The sequence below is a fragment of the Tenacibaculum halocynthiae genome (assembly GCF_964512825.1).
Lineage (GTDB): Bacteria > Bacteroidota > Bacteroidia > Flavobacteriales > Flavobacteriaceae > Polaribacter > Polaribacter halocynthiae.
Map to the genome: position 1 here is coordinate 92509 of NZ_CAZELG010000017.1, position 18034 is coordinate 110542.

The 18034-nt window shown below is 30.4% G+C and carries 12 protein-coding genes and 1 tRNA gene; 4 read left to right on the forward strand and 9 right to left on the reverse strand.

Annotated elements, in window-relative coordinates; genetic code table 11:
- Nucleotides 1–3 precede the first annotated feature (3 nt).
- The 4 genes from ACKTTQ_RS06320 to ACKTTQ_RS06335 all read right to left on the reverse strand — a co-directional run bounded on the left by ACKTTQ_RS06320 (nucleotide 4) and on the right by ACKTTQ_RS06335 (nucleotide 6449).
- Complete coding sequence (locus ACKTTQ_RS06320; protein WP_408048704.1) at nucleotides 4–2241, reverse strand: M56 family metallopeptidase; 2238 nt, start codon at nucleotides 2239–2241, stop codon at nucleotides 4–6.
- The gene (locus tag ACKTTQ_RS06325) at nucleotides 2238–2609 is read right to left on the reverse strand and encodes a BlaI/MecI/CopY family transcriptional regulator (RefSeq protein ID WP_176974349.1); all 372 of its coding nucleotides are present in this window, start codon (nucleotides 2607–2609) and stop codon (nucleotides 2238–2240) included. Before ACKTTQ_RS06325 ends, ACKTTQ_RS06320 begins: the two co-directional genes overlap by 4 nt.
- A 115-nt stretch (nucleotides 2610–2724) precedes the next feature.
- Nucleotides 2725–5052, reverse strand: coding sequence for a S9 family peptidase (locus ACKTTQ_RS06330; protein WP_408048705.1), 2328 nt, complete (start codon nucleotides 5050–5052; stop codon nucleotides 2725–2727).
- Between the two features lie 8 nt (nucleotides 5053–5060).
- On the reverse strand, nucleotides 5061–6449 hold the full coding sequence (locus ACKTTQ_RS06335; RefSeq protein WP_093869331.1) for a dipeptidase: 1389 nt from the start codon (nucleotides 6447–6449) through the stop codon (nucleotides 5061–5063).
- Nucleotides 6450–6929: 480 nt separating this feature from the next.
- Between ACKTTQ_RS06335 and ACKTTQ_RS06340 the strand changes: the two genes are divergently transcribed.
- A tRNA-Leu gene (locus tag ACKTTQ_RS06340) sits at nucleotides 6930–7011 on the forward strand.
- A gap of 36 nt (nucleotides 7012–7047) precedes the next feature.
- On the opposite strand, the gene ACKTTQ_RS06345 is transcribed toward ACKTTQ_RS06340, so the two are convergent.
- A complete protein-coding gene (locus ACKTTQ_RS06345; RefSeq protein ID WP_093869330.1) occupies nucleotides 7048–7875 on the reverse strand; it encodes a universal stress protein in 828 nt (275 codons plus the stop codon).
- A gap of 160 nt (nucleotides 7876–8035) precedes the next feature.
- On the opposite strand from ACKTTQ_RS06345, the gene rimP reads away from it, so the two are divergent.
- From rimP to infB, 3 genes are all read left to right on the forward strand, one after another.
- Nucleotides 8036–8497 (forward strand): ribosome assembly cofactor RimP, encoded by a 462-nt coding sequence (gene rimP, locus ACKTTQ_RS06350; protein WP_093869329.1) that lies wholly within the window; start codon nucleotides 8036–8038, stop codon nucleotides 8495–8497.
- Nucleotides 8498–8510: 13 nt separating this feature from the next.
- Complete coding sequence (gene nusA / locus ACKTTQ_RS06355; protein WP_113786441.1) at nucleotides 8511–9767, forward strand: transcription termination factor NusA; 1257 nt, start codon at nucleotides 8511–8513, stop codon at nucleotides 9765–9767.
- Between the two features lie 120 nt (nucleotides 9768–9887).
- The gene (gene infB, locus ACKTTQ_RS06360; RefSeq protein ID WP_093869327.1) at nucleotides 9888–12839 is read left to right on the forward strand and encodes a translation initiation factor IF-2; all 2952 of its coding nucleotides are present in this window, start codon (nucleotides 9888–9890) and stop codon (nucleotides 12837–12839) included.
- 175 nt (nucleotides 12840–13014) lie between these two features.
- Here the strand turns inward: infB and ACKTTQ_RS06365 are convergent, their stop codons facing one another.
- From ACKTTQ_RS06365 to ACKTTQ_RS06380, 4 genes are all read right to left on the reverse strand, one after another.
- Complete coding sequence (locus ACKTTQ_RS06365) at nucleotides 13015–13644, reverse strand: carbonic anhydrase family protein (RefSeq protein WP_408048706.1); 630 nt, start codon at nucleotides 13642–13644, stop codon at nucleotides 13015–13017.
- Nucleotides 13645–13657: 13 nt separating this feature from the next.
- Nucleotides 13658–15520 carry a SulP family inorganic anion transporter gene (locus ACKTTQ_RS06370; RefSeq protein WP_408048707.1) on the reverse strand — a complete coding sequence of 621 codons (1863 nt, stop codon included), beginning with the start codon at nucleotides 15518–15520 and terminating at the stop codon, nucleotides 13658–13660.
- A 105-nt stretch (nucleotides 15521–15625) separates the two neighbouring features.
- Nucleotides 15626–16327: a universal stress protein gene (locus ACKTTQ_RS06375; protein ID WP_093869324.1), complete on the reverse strand. Its 702-nt coding sequence runs from the start codon at nucleotides 16325–16327 to the stop codon at nucleotides 15626–15628.
- Between the two features lie 2 nt (nucleotides 16328–16329).
- Nucleotides 16330–17859 carry a SulP family inorganic anion transporter gene (locus ACKTTQ_RS06380; protein WP_093869323.1) on the reverse strand — a complete coding sequence of 510 codons (1530 nt, stop codon included), beginning with the start codon at nucleotides 17857–17859 and terminating at the stop codon, nucleotides 16330–16332.
- Nucleotides 17860–18034 lie beyond the last annotated feature (175 nt).

The window sequence follows — 18034 nt, forward strand, 5'->3', positions numbered from 1 at the left end:
TTTTTATTTACTGGTAATGTATATTGAGTTTGAACCATCTTTATTTTTCTTTACATATATTGTTTTGACATTTTCTTGGTTAATTTTATCAAATTTATTTTTGGTTATGACTTTACCATCCAAATAATAGGTGGCCTTTACATCTTTGTTTTTAGAAAGCTTAATTATTTGCTCATTAGTTAATGAACTGATTTTATCAATTGTAATTGGCTCTTGTGAAATTTTAATCACGTGTTTTCCATCAATCTTTCTAGCATCAATGTTTAATGATTGATTTTTCTTCAGTAATTTAATAGCCTTTCTATAGTTAATTTTTTTATTATTATATAAGTAACTTACATTTTTTCCTTTATGTTTTTTTATAAATTCTAAAGGAGACATTGGTGGTGGAGGTGGTGGAATGTTTGATAAATTAGTGTTTTGAAATTCAACAACAACTTTATCATCTTTATAAACCTTGCTAATATTTTGTCCTTTTATGACGTTATTAGATTTTGTTCTCTCACCATTAATTATTTTCCCATCTTTATTGACTCTTTGCCCCCATCGATTGTAATAGTTTGTTTTGGTTTTGTATTTAACAAAATAGTAAGTTTTTCCTTTAATGTTAATCCATCCAGTTTTTGGTTTTTCTTCGTTTTTTTGTGCTACTCTTTCAATGTTAGAAATCTCTTCTATGATTTCGATTTCTCCTGGAGCAGAATGAATATTAGGAGTTTCTTCAATTACTTCTATTAAAGCGTTATTGCTAGATTCATGAACTTTTTCAATTTCTCTAATTGTTTCAATTTCATTAACTTCTTCAATTATAACATTTTCAGCTATTGTTTTTTTAGGTGGAGGAGGTGGAATAACCGATTTTTCACCTTTTTTAATAACTTTACTAGTTGGAGGAGGTGGTGGTAACATATTTTTACCTTTCTTCCATTTGTTAAACCTAGCTATTTTCTTTTTTTGTAAATAATCAAAATATTCACGTGTGTTTAAAGTAGCTTGGTACTTTTGAGGGAATCGTTTGCTTCTTGCATTTTTGTGAACTAAGCTTACAAAGAAGTTTGAAAAGTCAGAGTTTTTGTAATTATTGAGAACTTTATTGTTTACAACCTTTCCATCAATCCAAAGTGCATATTTTTTTGAATTCTTTAAGTCTTCAATCAGTTTTTTTGAAGGAGTATTTCTTTTAGCAACCATTGGAGGAGGAGGTGGTGGTAAAAATTTTTGTTTTTCTTCACGTGTTAATTCTGAAAACTTTTTTGTTATTTTCTTTCCATTTTCGTTGGTGTAAGTAAGTTTAGCATTCTGATAGGTGAAATCTCGATACTGTTCGCCATCATTTTTTGTAATAGTTACAGTCGATTTTTTTTTAGGATCATTTTCTTGTGCTTCAATTCTTTCTGCAAAGAGAAGAACGAATCCTGTTATTAGCGGAATTACCGCCAGTTTTTTTAACAAGATTTTTGTGTACGAACTTTTTGTTGTCATCATTTTTAATCTTTTTTTTGTAAGTGAGTAATTCAAATTACTGGCCAAGTAATATTCGTTTCTCCATGCAGCTTTATTTAGTAATAAATGCTGGTATTGGAATGTATTTTTATGTTGATTAATAACCTTTTCATCAGCTAAAAATTCATGGTTTAATTGTATTGCTTTTTTTAAGAAAATAAATAATGGGTTTACCCAAAATAAAATTTGTAGTAGTTCAATTATAATAACATCAAGTGTGTGTCTTTGTGTTACATGTGTTAGTTCATGAGTAAATAGTTCTTCTTCAATTTTACCATTTAAATATTCTTTTTTGTTGATGAATATATAGTTCCAAAAAGTATGAGGAAGAATTTCATCATTTACTAAAACTAATATTGCTTTTTGATATTTTATTTTATTATTAGAGCTTATTTTTTGAGTAATCTTGTATAAGTTTATACAAAACCTAAACAGAAATAGAGTTGATATAATGAGATATACTACAACAAGTAATTGAGTATAGCTAAAGCTGTTTTCAACTAATATTGGTGTATTATTTTGTGCTATTGTTAATTGATGAAAATTCTGTGTAGCTTCTATAATTTTTGCTGTGTTAGCTACAGTTATCGTTGTTAGTGGAACAAGAAAAGAAAATAAGATACTTCCTAACAGGTAAAAACGATTGAAATTATGCATTTTCTCTCTTTCTAATATAATATGATAAAAGAAAAGTAATAATGCTAAACAGCTTGTAGATTTTAGTAAATAGCTTATCATTTTTTCTGCTCTTTAATTTGGTTGTCTATCAGTTTTTTTAAATTTTCTAATTCAGAAACAGAAAGATTTGTTTCGGAAGTAAAAAATGAAGCAAATTGACTTGCAGAGTTGTTAAAAAAGTTTTTGATTAGCCCATTTACATGTTTCGAGAAATAATCTGATTTTTTAACTAAAGGAAAATATTCTCTCGATTTTCCATGTAATTTGTAATTAACAAAACCTTTATCATACATTCTTTTCAATAGTGTTGCAACTGTCGTATTGGCTGGTTTAGGTTCTGGAAATTCAGCTAATATATCTTTCATAAAAGCTTTTTCTAACTTCCATAAATATTGCATTACTTGTTCTTCGGTTTTTGATAATTGCATAATCTTTTAATTATAATTAACTCTACAAATGTAGAGGTGTTTTTTTAATTCTACAAATGTAGAAGTGTTTTTTTTGTGTTTTAAACTAAAAAAACGCTCATAACGAGCGTTTTTTTTAGAAATTAGATAGATCAAATTCTTTTGGAGGGATTTCTTTTCGTAAATGAGTTACAAAATAATCCCACCTTTTTCGAGTCATATACTTCGTCATATTTCCGTAACCATGTCTTTTGTTTGGAAATATAATCATATCAAAGTCTTTATTAGCATTAATTAAGGCTTCAACAACTAACATTGTGTTTGAAGGAGAAACATTATTATCCATGCTTCCATGAGTTATTAATAGTTTACCTTTTAAATTATGAGCAATTAATTGATTTGCTTGGTTGTCATAATTTGTAGTTCCATCTCCCTTTTCTTCTATTTTTCCTTTCTTTAAAAGGCCTTGCCATTTTTCACCCCAATCAGCTTCATAATTCCTATTGTCATGGTTTCCGGCACCTGAAACTGCTACATCATAAAAATCAGGATAAGCAAATACAGCACGAGTTGAGGCAAATCCACCTCCAGAATGACCCCAAATACCTACGCGCTCAATATCCATACCTTTATATTTTTTAGCTAACTGTTTAATAGCTGCAATATTATCTGGTAAACCATTATCTCCCATGTTTCCGTAATAGGCATCATGAAAAGATTTAGATCTCATTGGTGTTCCCATTGCATCAACAGCAACCACTACGAAACCTAATTCTGCTACTGCTTGAAAATCTCTCCAAACAGGCCTGAATTTATAATTACCAATACTTCCAGATTGAGGTCCAGGATATATGTAGTTTAATACAGGGTATTTTTTATGTTCATCATAATGGCTTGGTGTGCACATGATTCCGTAAATATCAGTTTTCCCGTCACGAGCTTTTACTGAAAATTCAATAGGCTCTTTCCAATTTTTTTCTTTTAAAGCAGTAATGTCTGCAGTTTCTAATTCTAATATACTTTCTCCTTTATTATTTCTTAAAACAGAAACAGGCGGAGATGTGGTTGTTGAATATGTGTCTACTAAATATGAGTAATCACTTGAGAAGGTAGCTGAATGAGTTCCTTTACTAGGAGTTAAGTTTTTTAGGTTTGATCCATCAAAATTAACACTATAATAATAATTGTGATACGGGTTTCCTGTTTCTTTTCCTCCAGCAGTAAAATAAACCTTCTTATTAATTTCATCTACTTTTTTTACTTGTTTTACAATCCAGTTTCCTGAAGTGATTTGACTTTTTAATTGTTTTGTAGATAAATCATATAAGTAAATATGTCCCCAGTTTGTTTTTTCAGAGTACCATATAAACTCGTTTGAATCAAATAAAACTTTCCAGTTTTCAACATTTACACCAGATTCATAATAGGTGTCAACTTCTTCTTTATAAATAGATTTTACTTCACCAGTATTCGTGTCAGCAATTTGTAAATGAGCTATTTTATGATCTCTAGAGCCTGAAACAAAAGCAAATTGAGAGCCATCCTTTTTCCACTGCGCATCTAGTAGTTCATTATTCCGGTCAGCTATGTGATCGGTAGTAGTCCCTCTTTGATAATCCTTATCCATTTTTAGACGAACAGTTTTAGGTTTTGTTCCTAGATGAATAATTACACGTTCAATTGTAAAAATGGTTTTGTCTCCAGGTAATGGGTGTTTCCAAGCTTCAAGTTTAGGATGTCCAACATTAGTTGGGGTTAAGTACATCATTCCTACTTCACGTGAGTCTTGTTGAAAAGTAGCAATTTTATCAGAATTAGGAGACCATTTTAAAACAGCTCCATTGCTTTTAGTCCAACCAGCATTGTTTGTTGCGTATCCATAGTTTTTTTTACCATCAAATGTAAGTTGTGTTTTTTTGTTAGTTATTAAATCTCTTACCCAAAGGTTGTGATTATCTATGTAAGCCGCTAATTTTCTATTTGGAGAAACATGTTCGTTTCTAGTAACTTCTGCATTTTGTGAAGTAACTTTAGAAATAGAATAGTTTTCTAAATTGCAAGAATATCTTTGTTTATTTATAATAAATTGAATAGTTTTTAAATCATCAGATAGAGAGACTTTAGAAATAGGCAAGTTGTTTTGTTCTATTTCTCGACCAAGTTCTTTTGCTAAACTTTTAGCAAGTTTAATATGATTAAAAGCTTCTTTTTTAGTTTTAGTAGTTATGTCAACTAAAATAAATTTTTTACCATTTTTAGTTTTAGTAGCGTATACTAAATAGTCTTGATTAACAAAAGTACTTCCAAAAACTTGATTATAAACTAAATTAGACAAACCTCTATTCATAAGTTTAGAGGCTTGTTTATATTCTTCAGCGGTTCGTTGTTTTGGTTTTTGGTTTTTTGAACAACTAATAAACAGTATTATTATGGCCAAAGCTATTTTACTTGAATATGCTTGCATGGTTTATCTTATTTTGATAATTCAGTAAAATATTTGTAAAAAAATGGTATAGTTTCAATACCTTTTAAATAATTCCATACACCAAAATGTTCGTTTGGTGAATGAATAGCATCGCTATCTAACCCAAATCCCATTAAAATAGTTTTACTTTTCAGTTCTTCCTCAAACAAAGCTACAATAGGTATACTTCCTCCACTTCGTTGAGGTATTGGAGTAACACCAAATGTTTCTTGATATGCTTTGCTTGCTGCTTGGTATCCAATATTATCAATAGGTGTAACATATCCTTGTCCACCATGATGAGGTGTAACTTTTACTTGAACTCCTTTAGGAGCAATGCTTTCGAAATGTTTTTTAAATAATTCAGTAATTTCTCTCCATTCTTGGTTTGGTACCAGTCGCATTGATATCTTAGCATAAGCTTTACTTGCGATCACTGTTTTAGCACCTTCTCCAGTATATCCTCCCCAAATACCATTTACATCTAAAGTTGGACGAATAGAGTTTCGTTCGTTAGTAGTGTATCCTTTTTCACCGTAAATAGCATCGATTTCTAGAGATTTTTTATAATTTTCTAAAGAAAACGGAGCCTTTGCCATTTCATCACGTTCTTCTCTAGAAAGGTTTTCTACCTTATCATAAAAACCTGGAATGGTTATATGATTGTTTTCATCATGTAAAGAAGCAATCATTTTTGTTAATACATTAATAGGATTTGCAACAGCTCCACCATACAAACCAGAATGTAAATCTCTGTTTGGTCCAGTTACTTCAACTTCTACATAGCTCAATCCTCTTAGTCCCGTTGTTATAGAAGGAATAGAGTTAGCTATCATACCAGTATCAGAAATTAAAATAACATCATTAGCTAATTTTTCTTTGTTTCTAGGTACAAACCAGGCTAAACTTTCTGAGCCAACTTCTTCTTCACCTTCTATCATGAATTTTACATTACAAGGTAAATTACCAGTGTTAGTCATGTATTCTAATGCTTTTACGTGCATATACATTTGACCTTTATCGTCACAAGCACCCCGAGCAAAAATAGCTCCTTCTGGATGAGTCTCTGTTTTTTTAATAATTGGTTCAAATGGTGGAGAATCCCATAAATCAATTGGGTCAGCTGGTTGCACATCGTAGTGTCCATATACTAAAACTGTAGGTAATTTTGGGTCAATGATCTTTTCACCATAAACAATTGGATACCCAGGAGTTTCACAAATTTCTATTTTATCACACCCAGCTTTTTCTAGCTGTAGTTTTACCATGTCAGCTGTATTTAATACATCTTGATTGTATGCTGGATCAGCGCTAACTGATGGTATTTTTAATAAATCAATAAGTTCATTTAAAAAACGCTCTTTGTGTTGAGCTATATATTCTTGAATAGTTTGCATTGAAAAATAATTAAGTACGCTAAGTTAACTATTTTTCGTAAAATTTATTTTTTTTAACACAAACTAAGAGTGTTGTTAAGTATTATTGATTGTTTGTTAATTAACCTTAATAAGAATATGTTTTTTTATAATGGGTAAATTATGTTTTTTAATTGTTTAGATTTATCTATAAAATAACGGTTTCTGTTTAAAATCAAACAGTTGTTTATTTTTAATAATAATTAATAATTTATTAACTTAAAAATTGGTAAAAAATGTTGATTTTTGCCGCTCATTTGTGTTCTATTTAGAATTTTTAGAAGGGTTTTAACATAGGATGATTAATTGTGAGCTCTCTTCGGAGAGCTCTTAATCTATATAGTAATATTTTTTCATAAATTTTAAATGATAAATTTAGTTAATTAAAAAAATGAAAAAATAAAAATTTGAGCTTGTATATTGAATACTTTGTGTATATTTGCAGGCACAAATTAAAAATAAGCGGGCGTGGTGGAATTGGTAGACACGCTAGACTTAGGATCTAGTGCCGCGAGGTGTGAGAGTTCGAGTCTCTCCGCCCGTACAAAAAGCGTAACATTTAAGTTGCGCTTTTGTTTTTTTATACTTTAAAAGTTAAGACAGGTTTTAATACATTCTTAGATAGGTTTAAAGAAACACTACCGTTAAAAAACCTGGAAAGTCCACTTCTTCCGTGAGTTGCTAAAGAGATTAAATCTACGTCCTTTTCGTCTGAAAAATTTAAAATTCCTTCTTCAACAGAATTGTCGTTGTATATGTGAATTGAATAATTGTCGAGATTGTATTTTTCTATGAATGTTTCAACTTTTTTCTTAGAGCTAGAAGTGTTTTCGAACTTTTGAGGAGTGTTTATTTTAAGTAAGTGTATTTTGGCTTTAAAATTAGTGGAGAAATCAAGAAACCCTTCAAAAGCTCTAGCTTCATCTTTCTCAAAAGTTGATGCGAAAACTAATTTTTTAAATTTAAAATTATCACTTTCCTTTTTGGTTATTAAAACAGGTATATCAAGGCTTCTAACTGTTTTTTCCGTGTTAGATCCAATCAAAATCTCTTCTAAAGCAGTATGTCCCTTTGAACCCATGATAACTAAATCGGCATCTATTTTTTTTGAATAATCTCTAATCCCTTCATAAGGATTTTGAAATCGTATAGCGTGGTGAACATTTGGTATTTTTGAAAAGAAAGCACTTTTTAGATTCATTAATTTGTCTTTAACTTTTCTAATATAAAGCATGCTTTCAGGAATACTGAAATTATTACCAGCTCCCATGTCAACTATACCTGAGGGGAGTTCGACCATGTGAAGTAAGTGAACTTCGCTATTAGATTTTTTTGCTATTTTAGAAGCAAGTACACATGCGTATTCTGAGTGTTTAGAGAAATCAATGGGTATTAATATTTTTTTCATAATTTTCTTGGGGATTTAAGAGAAACAAATACTCTTTAAATATACCAATTTTTTTAGATAAAAGCTACTTGTGTATTAACTAATAAGTTAGTATATTTGCAGGGAATTTAAAAGAGTTAAGTGATGTAGGGGACGTTTGTCCCCTCTTTTTATACCTAGAATGAATAAAGAGAGAGTTAAAGAATTATTACAGGAAGCATTAAGTGAGAATGAATCGCTATTTTTAATAGAGTTAGAATTTCTTGCTAATAGTAAAATAAAAGTAATAGTTGATGGAGATGAAGGAGTGCCGTTGAGTGAATGTGTTCGTATTAGTAGAAATATTGAGCATAACCTTGATAGAGAAGAAGAAGATTTTTCTTTAGAAGTAACAACACCAGATATAGCACACCCTTTATTGGTTAAAAGACAGTATAAGAAAAATATTAATAGAATATTAAAAGTAAAAACTGAAACCGAAGAGTTTGAAGGTACATTAACAAATGTAACAGATGAAGAAATAACGTTACATTGGAAAGTTAGAGAGCCAAAACCTATAGGTAAAGGTAAGCATACAGTAGAAAAGGTAAAAACTCTACTTTATGAAGATATTAAAAGTGCAAAAGTGAAGATTATATTTTAATTAAGATAATGAGATGGAAAATATTGCGTTAATTGAGTCGTTTTCAGAATTTAAAGATAATAAAAGTATTGACAGAGTAACACTAATGTCTATTTTAGAAGAAGTTTTTAGAGCTGCTTTAAAACGTAGATTTGGGTCTGATGAAAACTTTGATATTATTATAAACCCTGATAAAGGTGATTTAGAAATTTGGAGAAACAGAGTTGTTGTTGCAGATGAAATGTCGGAAGATGATAATGAAGAGATTGAATTAACTGAAGCAAGAAAAATAGAACCTGATTTTGAGATAGGAGAAGATGTATCTGAAGAAGTTAAATTAGTTGACCTAGGAAGAAGAGCTATTTTAGCTTTACGTCAAAATTTAATATCTAAAATCCATGAGCATGATAGTACTAATATCTTTAAACAATTTAAAGAGTTAGAAGGAGATATTTATAGTGCTGAAGTGCACCATATTCGTCATAATGCGGTAATTTTGCTTGATGATGAAGGTAATGAAATTGTATTACCTAAAAGTGAACAAATACGTTCTGATTTTTTTAGAAAAGGAGATACTGTTAGAGGAGTAATTAAAACGGTTGAATTAAGAGGAAATAAACCAGTAATTATTTTGTCAAGAACTGCACCTCAATTCTTAGTTAAATTATTCGAACAAGAAATACCTGAGGTTTTTGATGGTTTAATTACTATTGAAAGAGTTGCAAGAATACCTGGTGATAAGGCAAAAATCGCTGTAGATTCTTACGATGATCGTATTGATCCTGTAGGAGCTTGTGTTGGTGTTAAAGGATCACGTATTCACGGTATTGTTCGTGAATTAGGTAATGAAAATATTGACGTTATTAATTATACTAAAAATGAGCAATTATTCATTTCTAGAGCGCTAAGTCCTGCGAAAGTTCTTTCTGTTACTATAGAAGCTTATGAAGAAGAAAAAGGAGGTAAAAAAGGTCGAGTAAATGTATTATTAAAACCAGAGGAAGTGTCAAAAGCAATTGGACGATCTGGTGTAAATATTCGTTTAGCTAGTGAATTAACTGGTTATGAAATAGATGTTCAAAGAGAAGGTATTGAAGAAGAAGATGTTGAGTTAACAGAATTCTCTGATGAAATAGAAGCATGGGTAATAGCTGAATTCAAGAAAATTGGTTTAGATACTGCTAAGAGTGTTCTTGAGAAAGATGTTTCAATGTTAGTTCAAAGAACAGACCTTGAAGAAGAAACAATTTTAGATGTTCAACGAGTTTTAAGAGAAGAATTCGAAGAGTAAAATATTATAAGGATGTTAGTTACCTTACTTTTAAGTTTAAAACTAGCAAAATTAAGAAAGAGAGCGTAACTATTGCAATATTATAAAGTGTGTTCTTTAATAAAAAGTATAAAATAATTTATGGCTGAAGGCAACAAATTAAGACTAAACAAGGTTTTAAGGGAATTAAACATTTCTTTAGATAGAGCTGTAGAACACTTAGCTAAAAAAGGTTATGAGGTTGAGGGGCGTCCTACGACAAAGATTTCTGATGCAGAGTATCAAATATTACTTGATGGTTTTCAAACAGATAAATCTAAAAAGGTTGCTTCTAAAGAGGTAAGCGAAGAAAAGAGAAAAGAAAAGGAAGCAATTCGTCAACAAGTAGAAGTAGAGCAAGAGAAGAAACGTATAGAAGACGAAGCTAAAAAACAAGAAGTTTTAAAAGCCAAGGCAGCAAAATTAGAACTTAAAACTGTTGGTAAAATAAATATTGAAACTGGTAAAAGTTTAGAACCTAAAGTTCAAAAAGAAGAACCAAAGCCAGTTGCTGAATCAACAGAGAATAAAGTTGAAGAAGTTATTGAAACTCCAAAAAAAGAAGTTGTTCAACCTAAAGAAATAAAAGTTGAAGAGCCTAAAAAAGAAGAGAAACCTGTTGTAGAGAAAAAGGTAGAAGAACCTGTTAAGGTTGCACAACCTGTTAAGAAAGTAGAAGAACCTAAAAGTACAACTACTTTTACTAAAAAAGGTATTGATAAAGCTGTTGAGCAAATTAAAACAGACCGAGCAAGAAAAGCAGATAAACCAAAATCAACTGAACAACCAGTAGAGGTTAATACTGAAAATGCTGAAAAAATTAAAACTCAGTATAAAAAACTTGATGGTCCTAAAATAACTGGTCAAAAAATTGATTTAAAGCAATTTGAAAGACCTAAAAAGAAAAAACCAGATCCTAAAGCTAAAGATGGAGATAAGAAAAAGCGTAAGAGGATAAGTAAACCTAACGCTGGAGGTACTGGAACTGGAAATACTAGAACGCAAGGACAAGGAAACAACCGTGGAGGAGGTCCTAACAGACCAGGAACACCAAATAGAACTGGAGGTCCTAATAGAGGTGGAGCAAGAACCGGAGGTCCTAACAGAGGAGGCCAAAGAGGAAGACGCCCTGTTGTTCAAAAAGAAGAACTTACTGAAGCTCAAATTCAAAAACAAGTTAGAGAAACTCTTGAAAAACTTCAAGGTAAATCTAAAAAAGGAAAAGGAGCTAAATATCGTAGAGATAAAAGAGATGCTCACCGTCAACAAAGTGAAGCAGAGTTAGAAGCTGCACAAGCAGATAGTAAAATACTAAAAGTAACAGAGTTTGTTACAGTTAGTGAAGTAGCTACAATGATGGATGTTCCAGTAACAAACATTATATCATCTTGTATGATGCTTGGTATGATGGTTACAATGAATCAACGTTTAGATGCAGAAACACTATCTATAGTAGCAGAAGAATTTAATTATACAGTTGAGTTTGTTGGAGCTGAGGTAGAAGAATCAATTGAAGAAATTGAGGATAAACCAGAAGATTTAATAACGCGTGCACCAATCATTACTGTTATGGGTCACGTAGATCATGGTAAAACTTCATTATTAGATTATATTCGTAAAGCGAATGTTATTGATGGAGAATCTGGAGGAATTACACAACATATTGGTGCTTATTCAGTAAATGTTGGAGATCAAAAAATAGCATTTTTAGATACACCTGGTCACGAGGCTTTTACAGCGATGCGTGCTCGTGGGGCTCAAGTTACCGATTTAGTTATTATTGTTGTAGCAGCTGATGATGATGTAATGCCGCAAACAAAAGAAGCAATCTCGCATGCGCAAGCAGCTGGAGTACCTATCATTTTTGCAATAAATAAAATAGATAAACAGAACGCTAATCCTGATAATATTAAAACGCAATTATCTGCGATGAATTTATTAGTTGAGGATTGGGGTGGTAATATTCAATCACAAGAAATTTCTGCAAAAACTGGTCAAGGAGTTGATGAGTTATTAGAAAAGGTATTGTTAGAAGCTGAAGTATTAGAGTTAAAAGCTAACCCTGATAAAAATGCAAACGGTGCTGTAGTAGAAGCTCTATTAGATAAAGGTAGAGGATATGTATCTACTATTTTAGTACAAGCAGGAACACTTAAAATTGGAGATTATTTATTAGCAGGTAAGCATAGTGGTAAAGTAAGAGCTATGTTTGATGATAAAGGAAATAAAGTTAAAGTAGCTGGACCATCTACACCAATATCAATATTAGGTCTTGATGGTGCACCACAAGCTGGTGATAAGTTTAATGTATTTGATGATGAACGTGAAGCAAAACAAATTGCTGCTAAGAGATCTCAATTACAACGTGAGCAATCTGTAAGAACTCAAAAAACATTAACGTTAGCTGAGATTGGACGTCGTATTGCATTAGGTGACTTTAAAGAGTTAAATATAATCTTAAAAGGTGATGTTGATGGTTCTGTTGAAGCCTTAACAGATTCATTCCAAAAATTATCAACTGAAGAAATTCAAGTTAATATTTTACATAAAGGAGTAGGTGCAATTACTGAATCTGATGTATTATTAGCAACTGCTTCAGATGCAATTATTGTTGGGTTTAATGTACGTCCTCAAGGTAATGCTCGTTTAGTTGCTGATAGAGAAGAGGTAGATATTAGAACTTATTCTATCATCTATGATGCTATTAATGACTTGAAAGACGCAATGGAAGGAATGTTATCTCCGGAAATGAAAGAAGAAGTTCTTGGTAATATTGAAATAAGAGAGGTTTATAAAATTTCTAAAGTTGGAAATATTGCTGGATGTATGGTGATGTCTGGTAAAATAACAAGAGATGCTAAAATACGTATCATTAGAGAAGGAATAGTTGTTCATGATGGTTTATTAACTTCATTAAAACGTTTTAAAGACGATGTGAAAGAAGTTAAGAAAGGTTATGACTGTGGTCTTCAAATTAAAGGATATAATGATATCAAAGAAGGTGACACTATTGAAGCATATACTGAAATAGCAGTTAAAAAGAAACTTAAATAATTTTAAGTTAACATAAATAAAAAGAGCGACTTCTGTAAAATATACTGAAGTCGCTTTTTCTTTGAAAGAAAGTCATTCTTTACTAATAATTAGTTTAAAATAAAATTCGAATGGTTTTTATTTGAAAAACCATTCGAATTTAAAATCTCTATAAAAAGAAATATGTATTTATTGTTTAAAGCATTGTAACAGCTCCTGTTTTTAAAGAGTATACTCCACCAACAATTGCAATTTCACCATTATCTTCCATTTCTTGTAAAATCTTACTTTTTTCACGGATTCTTTCAATGGTTAATTTTACATTATTTTCTACAGTTTTTGCTACAAATTCATCATTTGATGAGTTAGTAACACCTTCAACTTGATCCGAAGCCATTTTAGCAGCTGGAGCAATATTATCAAGCATTGCAGTAATATTTCCAAGTTCTACTCCATCACAAGCAGCTTTAACAGCTCCACAGCTTTCATGACCTAATACTAAAACTAACTTGCTTCCAGCAACAGCGCATGAGTATTCCATACTACCTAAAATATCAGTATTTTCAAAATTACCTGCAACACGAGCAACAAAAACGTCACCTATAGTTTGATCAAAAGCCATCTCTACTGGCACTCTTGAATCGATGCATGATAAAATAACTGCTTTAGGAAATTGTCCACTTGTTGTTTGCTTAACTAATTCAGTTACATTAGATGCTGTTAAGTTATTTTCAGTATATCTTTTATTTCCTTCTAATAAATCTTGTAATACTCCATTTGGAGTTAACGTATCTTGTTTGCTTTTTGTAATAGCTGTATTTCTCATTTTTAAATATTTTTTAAAATTTATCTTTTACGTTTTGTTTTACCCATGTTAAACAATCTTCAAATGTTGTAAATATTGATTCTTCTGATATTAAATCAGGAATAATATCAATACGTTCCATCATATAGCGGGGTTGATCAAGTAGATCAACTAAAAGTACATTTTTCTCATCTTTTTTCAAATCAACCAAAATATCTTCAAGTGCGTAAAGTCCAGATTGATCTATATACTGCATTTTTTCCATCCTTATAATAATGGTAGATGCTGTATTAGGAATTTGCTTAACTAATTGTTGAAAATCACTAGTTGACCCAAAAAACAAAGGACCTTTTATATGTTTAATAAATACTTCTTCAGATAAGTTTTTTGGAAAATCTTTTTCATCTGCCCACGATTCTTCTTTTAAAGGTTTAACATCAGAATATTTACCCGTTAAATCTCCTATTTTTTTCATAAACATTAAAGAAGCAATTACTAAACCAATACCAACGGCATAAACTAAATTCCAAAAGGTAGATAAAAGTAATACTACGATCATAATAATTACTTCCGAGCTCACCTTAAAAGGACCAATTTTAGCATCTTTAGGAAGGTTTGGAATTGCTTTCAATCCTTTATAATCCATAACTCCAATACCTACTGTTATTAAAATACCGGCTAAAACAGCAGCTGGTATTTTTGAAGCTATAGGCCCTAAGCCTAATAAAATTACAAGAAGCATTATACCTGCTATCATACCAGATAGTTTGGTTTTACCACCTGAGTTAATATTAACAACGGTACGAATAGTTGCACCAGCTCCAGGAATTCCTCCAAAAACAGCAGCAATTGTATTACCAATTCCTTGACCGATTAATTCTTTATTAGGTTTATGTTTAGTTTTGGTCATATTATCAGCTACAACTGATGTTAACAAAGAATCAATTGCACCTAATAAAGAAAGTGTTAATGCCGTAAATATATATGGAGTTATGCTACCTAAATTAAAGTTAGTAAATATTTCTAGATTTGGTAAAGGAAATCCTCCAGGTATTTCTTCAATAGGCCTGTAGTTTAAACTAAAACCTAAAGCTATAGAGGTCATAACTACTAATGCAACCAACGTACTAGGAACTGCAGTTGTAATTCGTTTAAAACCATAAATAATGAAAATAGTACCTAAAGCTAAAATTAATTCTAACCAATTAATATTTTTTAAGGCTCTTGGTAATACTTTTAAGGTTCCTAAAACGCCAGAAGCCTCTTTACCTGCTAATGTTTTACTTTCTTTTAAAATGTCAGCTTGTGTAGTTTTCTGAGCTCTATTTATTGTTTCTTTAAAATTTTCTAACACTAATACTCCTTCACCTGCTTCATCTTTTAAAATATTTTCTAATATTATTTCTTCAGCTAAAGGTTTAAATTTCTCAACAAATTGAGTATCTTCTTTTGCATAATACCCTACAGAAGGTAATACTTGTGTTACTAAAATGATAACTCCAATTGCAGTCATAAAACCAGACACAACGGGATAAGGAATATAGCGGATGTATTTACCCAAACCTAATATTCCTAAACCAATTTGGAAGAAACCTGCAAGTAGAAAAACAATCAAGATAGTTGGTAAAGCTTTATTTATATCACCATCATTTGATGCAAGAATACTAGCAATAACAACCATACTTACAGCTGTCATAGGAGCAGTTGGTCCAGATATTTGTGTGTCTGTTCCTCCAAACAGAGCTGCAAAAAAGGAAATAAAAATAGCTCCATATAAACCAGCACTTGGTCCTAGTCCTGAAGAAACACCAAAAGCTAAGGCTAGTGGTAATGCTACAATTCCTGCTGTAATCCCTCCAAAGAGATCTCCTTTAAGATTTGAAAATAGTTTTTTCATATTTCTCGAGTTGAGTAGGAATAAATATACTAAAAAAACTGTAATTTATTAATACTCGTGTTCAAAACCGATTTATTAATTTGGGTTATTTTGAAATTAACATTTTTAATTAGCCACTACTAAAGAAATGTCTATTTTTCTAAGTAGTTTATTAAATGATTTTGTAGATTTAGGTTTTACATTTTCTCTATCTACTAGTAATAAGTTAATGTCTTTTGTTTCTAAAGATTTAATGTCTTTTTTATCTACTTTAAGGTTTTTTAAAGGTTTATTAGAATTTTCAATGATTTCAGTAATAAAATCATTGCTTCTTTGTTCTAACTCATTATAAATACCTAAAGAAATTTCATTTTCAGGTGTAAGATTATTTTCTGAAGAGGCTATAATAATTGTTTTGCCTTTTTTCTTTAATAGATGTCTACTAATCTTATCACCTAAAGCAACTATACTTTTATTTCTACGTTTTCCAATTACAATAATGTTTGGATTCGAGTTTTCTAAAAAAGTATCAATTTCATTTTTAATATTACCAAAAGTAAAGGAAGAAGTGATATCGATATTATACTTTTTTGAATAAGTAGAAACTAACTCATTTATATCCTTGTTAATTTTAGTAAAGTTAGTGTTAATAGCTCTGTTTGCTGATAATTGATTATCAGTACTTACTATATCACTAGGTTTTTTTACGTGAAATAAATGAATGCTAGCATTAGTTTTCTTTGCTAAGCTAATAGCTGTATTCAAAGATGTTGCCGTACTATCTTTTAAATTAGATAGTACGACAATCTTATGTTTTGATGTATTCATACTTATGAGGCTTTTGGTCTTAACTTAAAAAATTCAATAAAACTTGAAGGATTTTCAACAACACCTCGTTCAGAAATTAATTTAATATCAATATTTTTCTCTTTAGCTTTAAAAGCAAAGTCTTCTAAAATTTCAATAATATCATTATCTAAATACCTTGTTTTTCTTACATCTAACTCTAAATAAGTGTCTTCTGGCAAGCTATCTAATTCTTTTAATATTGCACCTTTATTAAAGAAAGTAACTTCTTCAGCAAATGACATTTTTATTTTATGTAAACCATTACTTTTATCTTCAATATGTAAGAAATGAGAGTTTTGGTAACTTTTATATAAAATAACAACAATACCAACCGATAAACCTAATCCAATTCCAATAAGTAAATCAGCAAAAACAATACCTAAAACCGTTACAATAAAAGGTAAAAATTGTTTTAGTCCTTGTTTGTAGATTTTAAAGAATAACGCTGGTTTTGCTAATTTAAAACCAACAATTAATAAAACTGCAGCTAAAACTGATAATGGTATTTTATTTAAAAGAGTAGGGATTAATATTACTGAAATAAGTAAAAGGAAACCATGAATAATGGCAGATAATTTACTTTTACCTCCAGATTGAATATTAGCAGAACTTCTAACAATTACTTGAGTAATTGGTAAACCTCCAATTAAACCAGAAATGATATTTCCAGTACCTTGTGCAAGTAATTCTCTATTAGTAGGAGTAACATTTTTATCTGGATCTAATTTATCAGTTGCCTCAACACATAATAAGGTTTCTAAACTTGCAACCAAAGCAATGGTAAATGCTATAACCCAAACATCTTTATTTGTAATTGCATCAAAATTAGGAAAACTAAATTGACCTAAAAAAGTATCAAAACTATCAGGTACAGGTACACTTACTAATTGAGCAGCATTGATACCAATTTGATCATTACCTTGAGTGATTACGTAAAAAATAATACCTACAACAACAGCAACTAGAGGTCCTTGAATTATTTGAAATATTTTTCCTTTTTTTGATAATACTTTATCCCAAAGTAATAATATAGCTAAACCTAGAACACCAATTAATGTAGATCCTAAATTGATAGCATCTAGAGATATGCTTTCTGCAGATTTATCATACCCAAAAAAGAAAGGTATTTGTTTTATTATAATTATAATTCCTATACCAGTTAGCATTCCTTTAATAACTGAAGAAGGAAAATAATAACCAATTACCCCAGCTTTAAGAACACCTAGTAAAACTTGTATTACACCTCCTAATACTACGGCTACAAGAAAGTTTTCGTAACCACCTAATGTACCAATGGCAGATAATACAATAGCAGCCAATCCTGCAGCAGGACCACTTACCCCAATTTTAGACCCACTTAAGCCTCCTACAATAGTACCTCCAATTATTCCTGCTATAAGACCAGCAAATAAAGGAGCTCCACTAGCTAATGCTATACCTAAACATAAAGGTAAAGCGACAAAAAACACCACTACACTAGCGGGCAAATCATTTTTAATTGTTTTGAACATGAAATATTTTTTTAGTCAACTCTTTTTATATTTTAAGAATTGACGAATTATAAATTATTTAAGATAAATTAATTCAATCAAAAGATTTTTACTCAGTTTTATTTATTAGCATTTCCTAGCTAAAACCAAGAATAAGTCACTTTAAATGAGTGTTTTGTTTTTTTTTTTTTTTTTT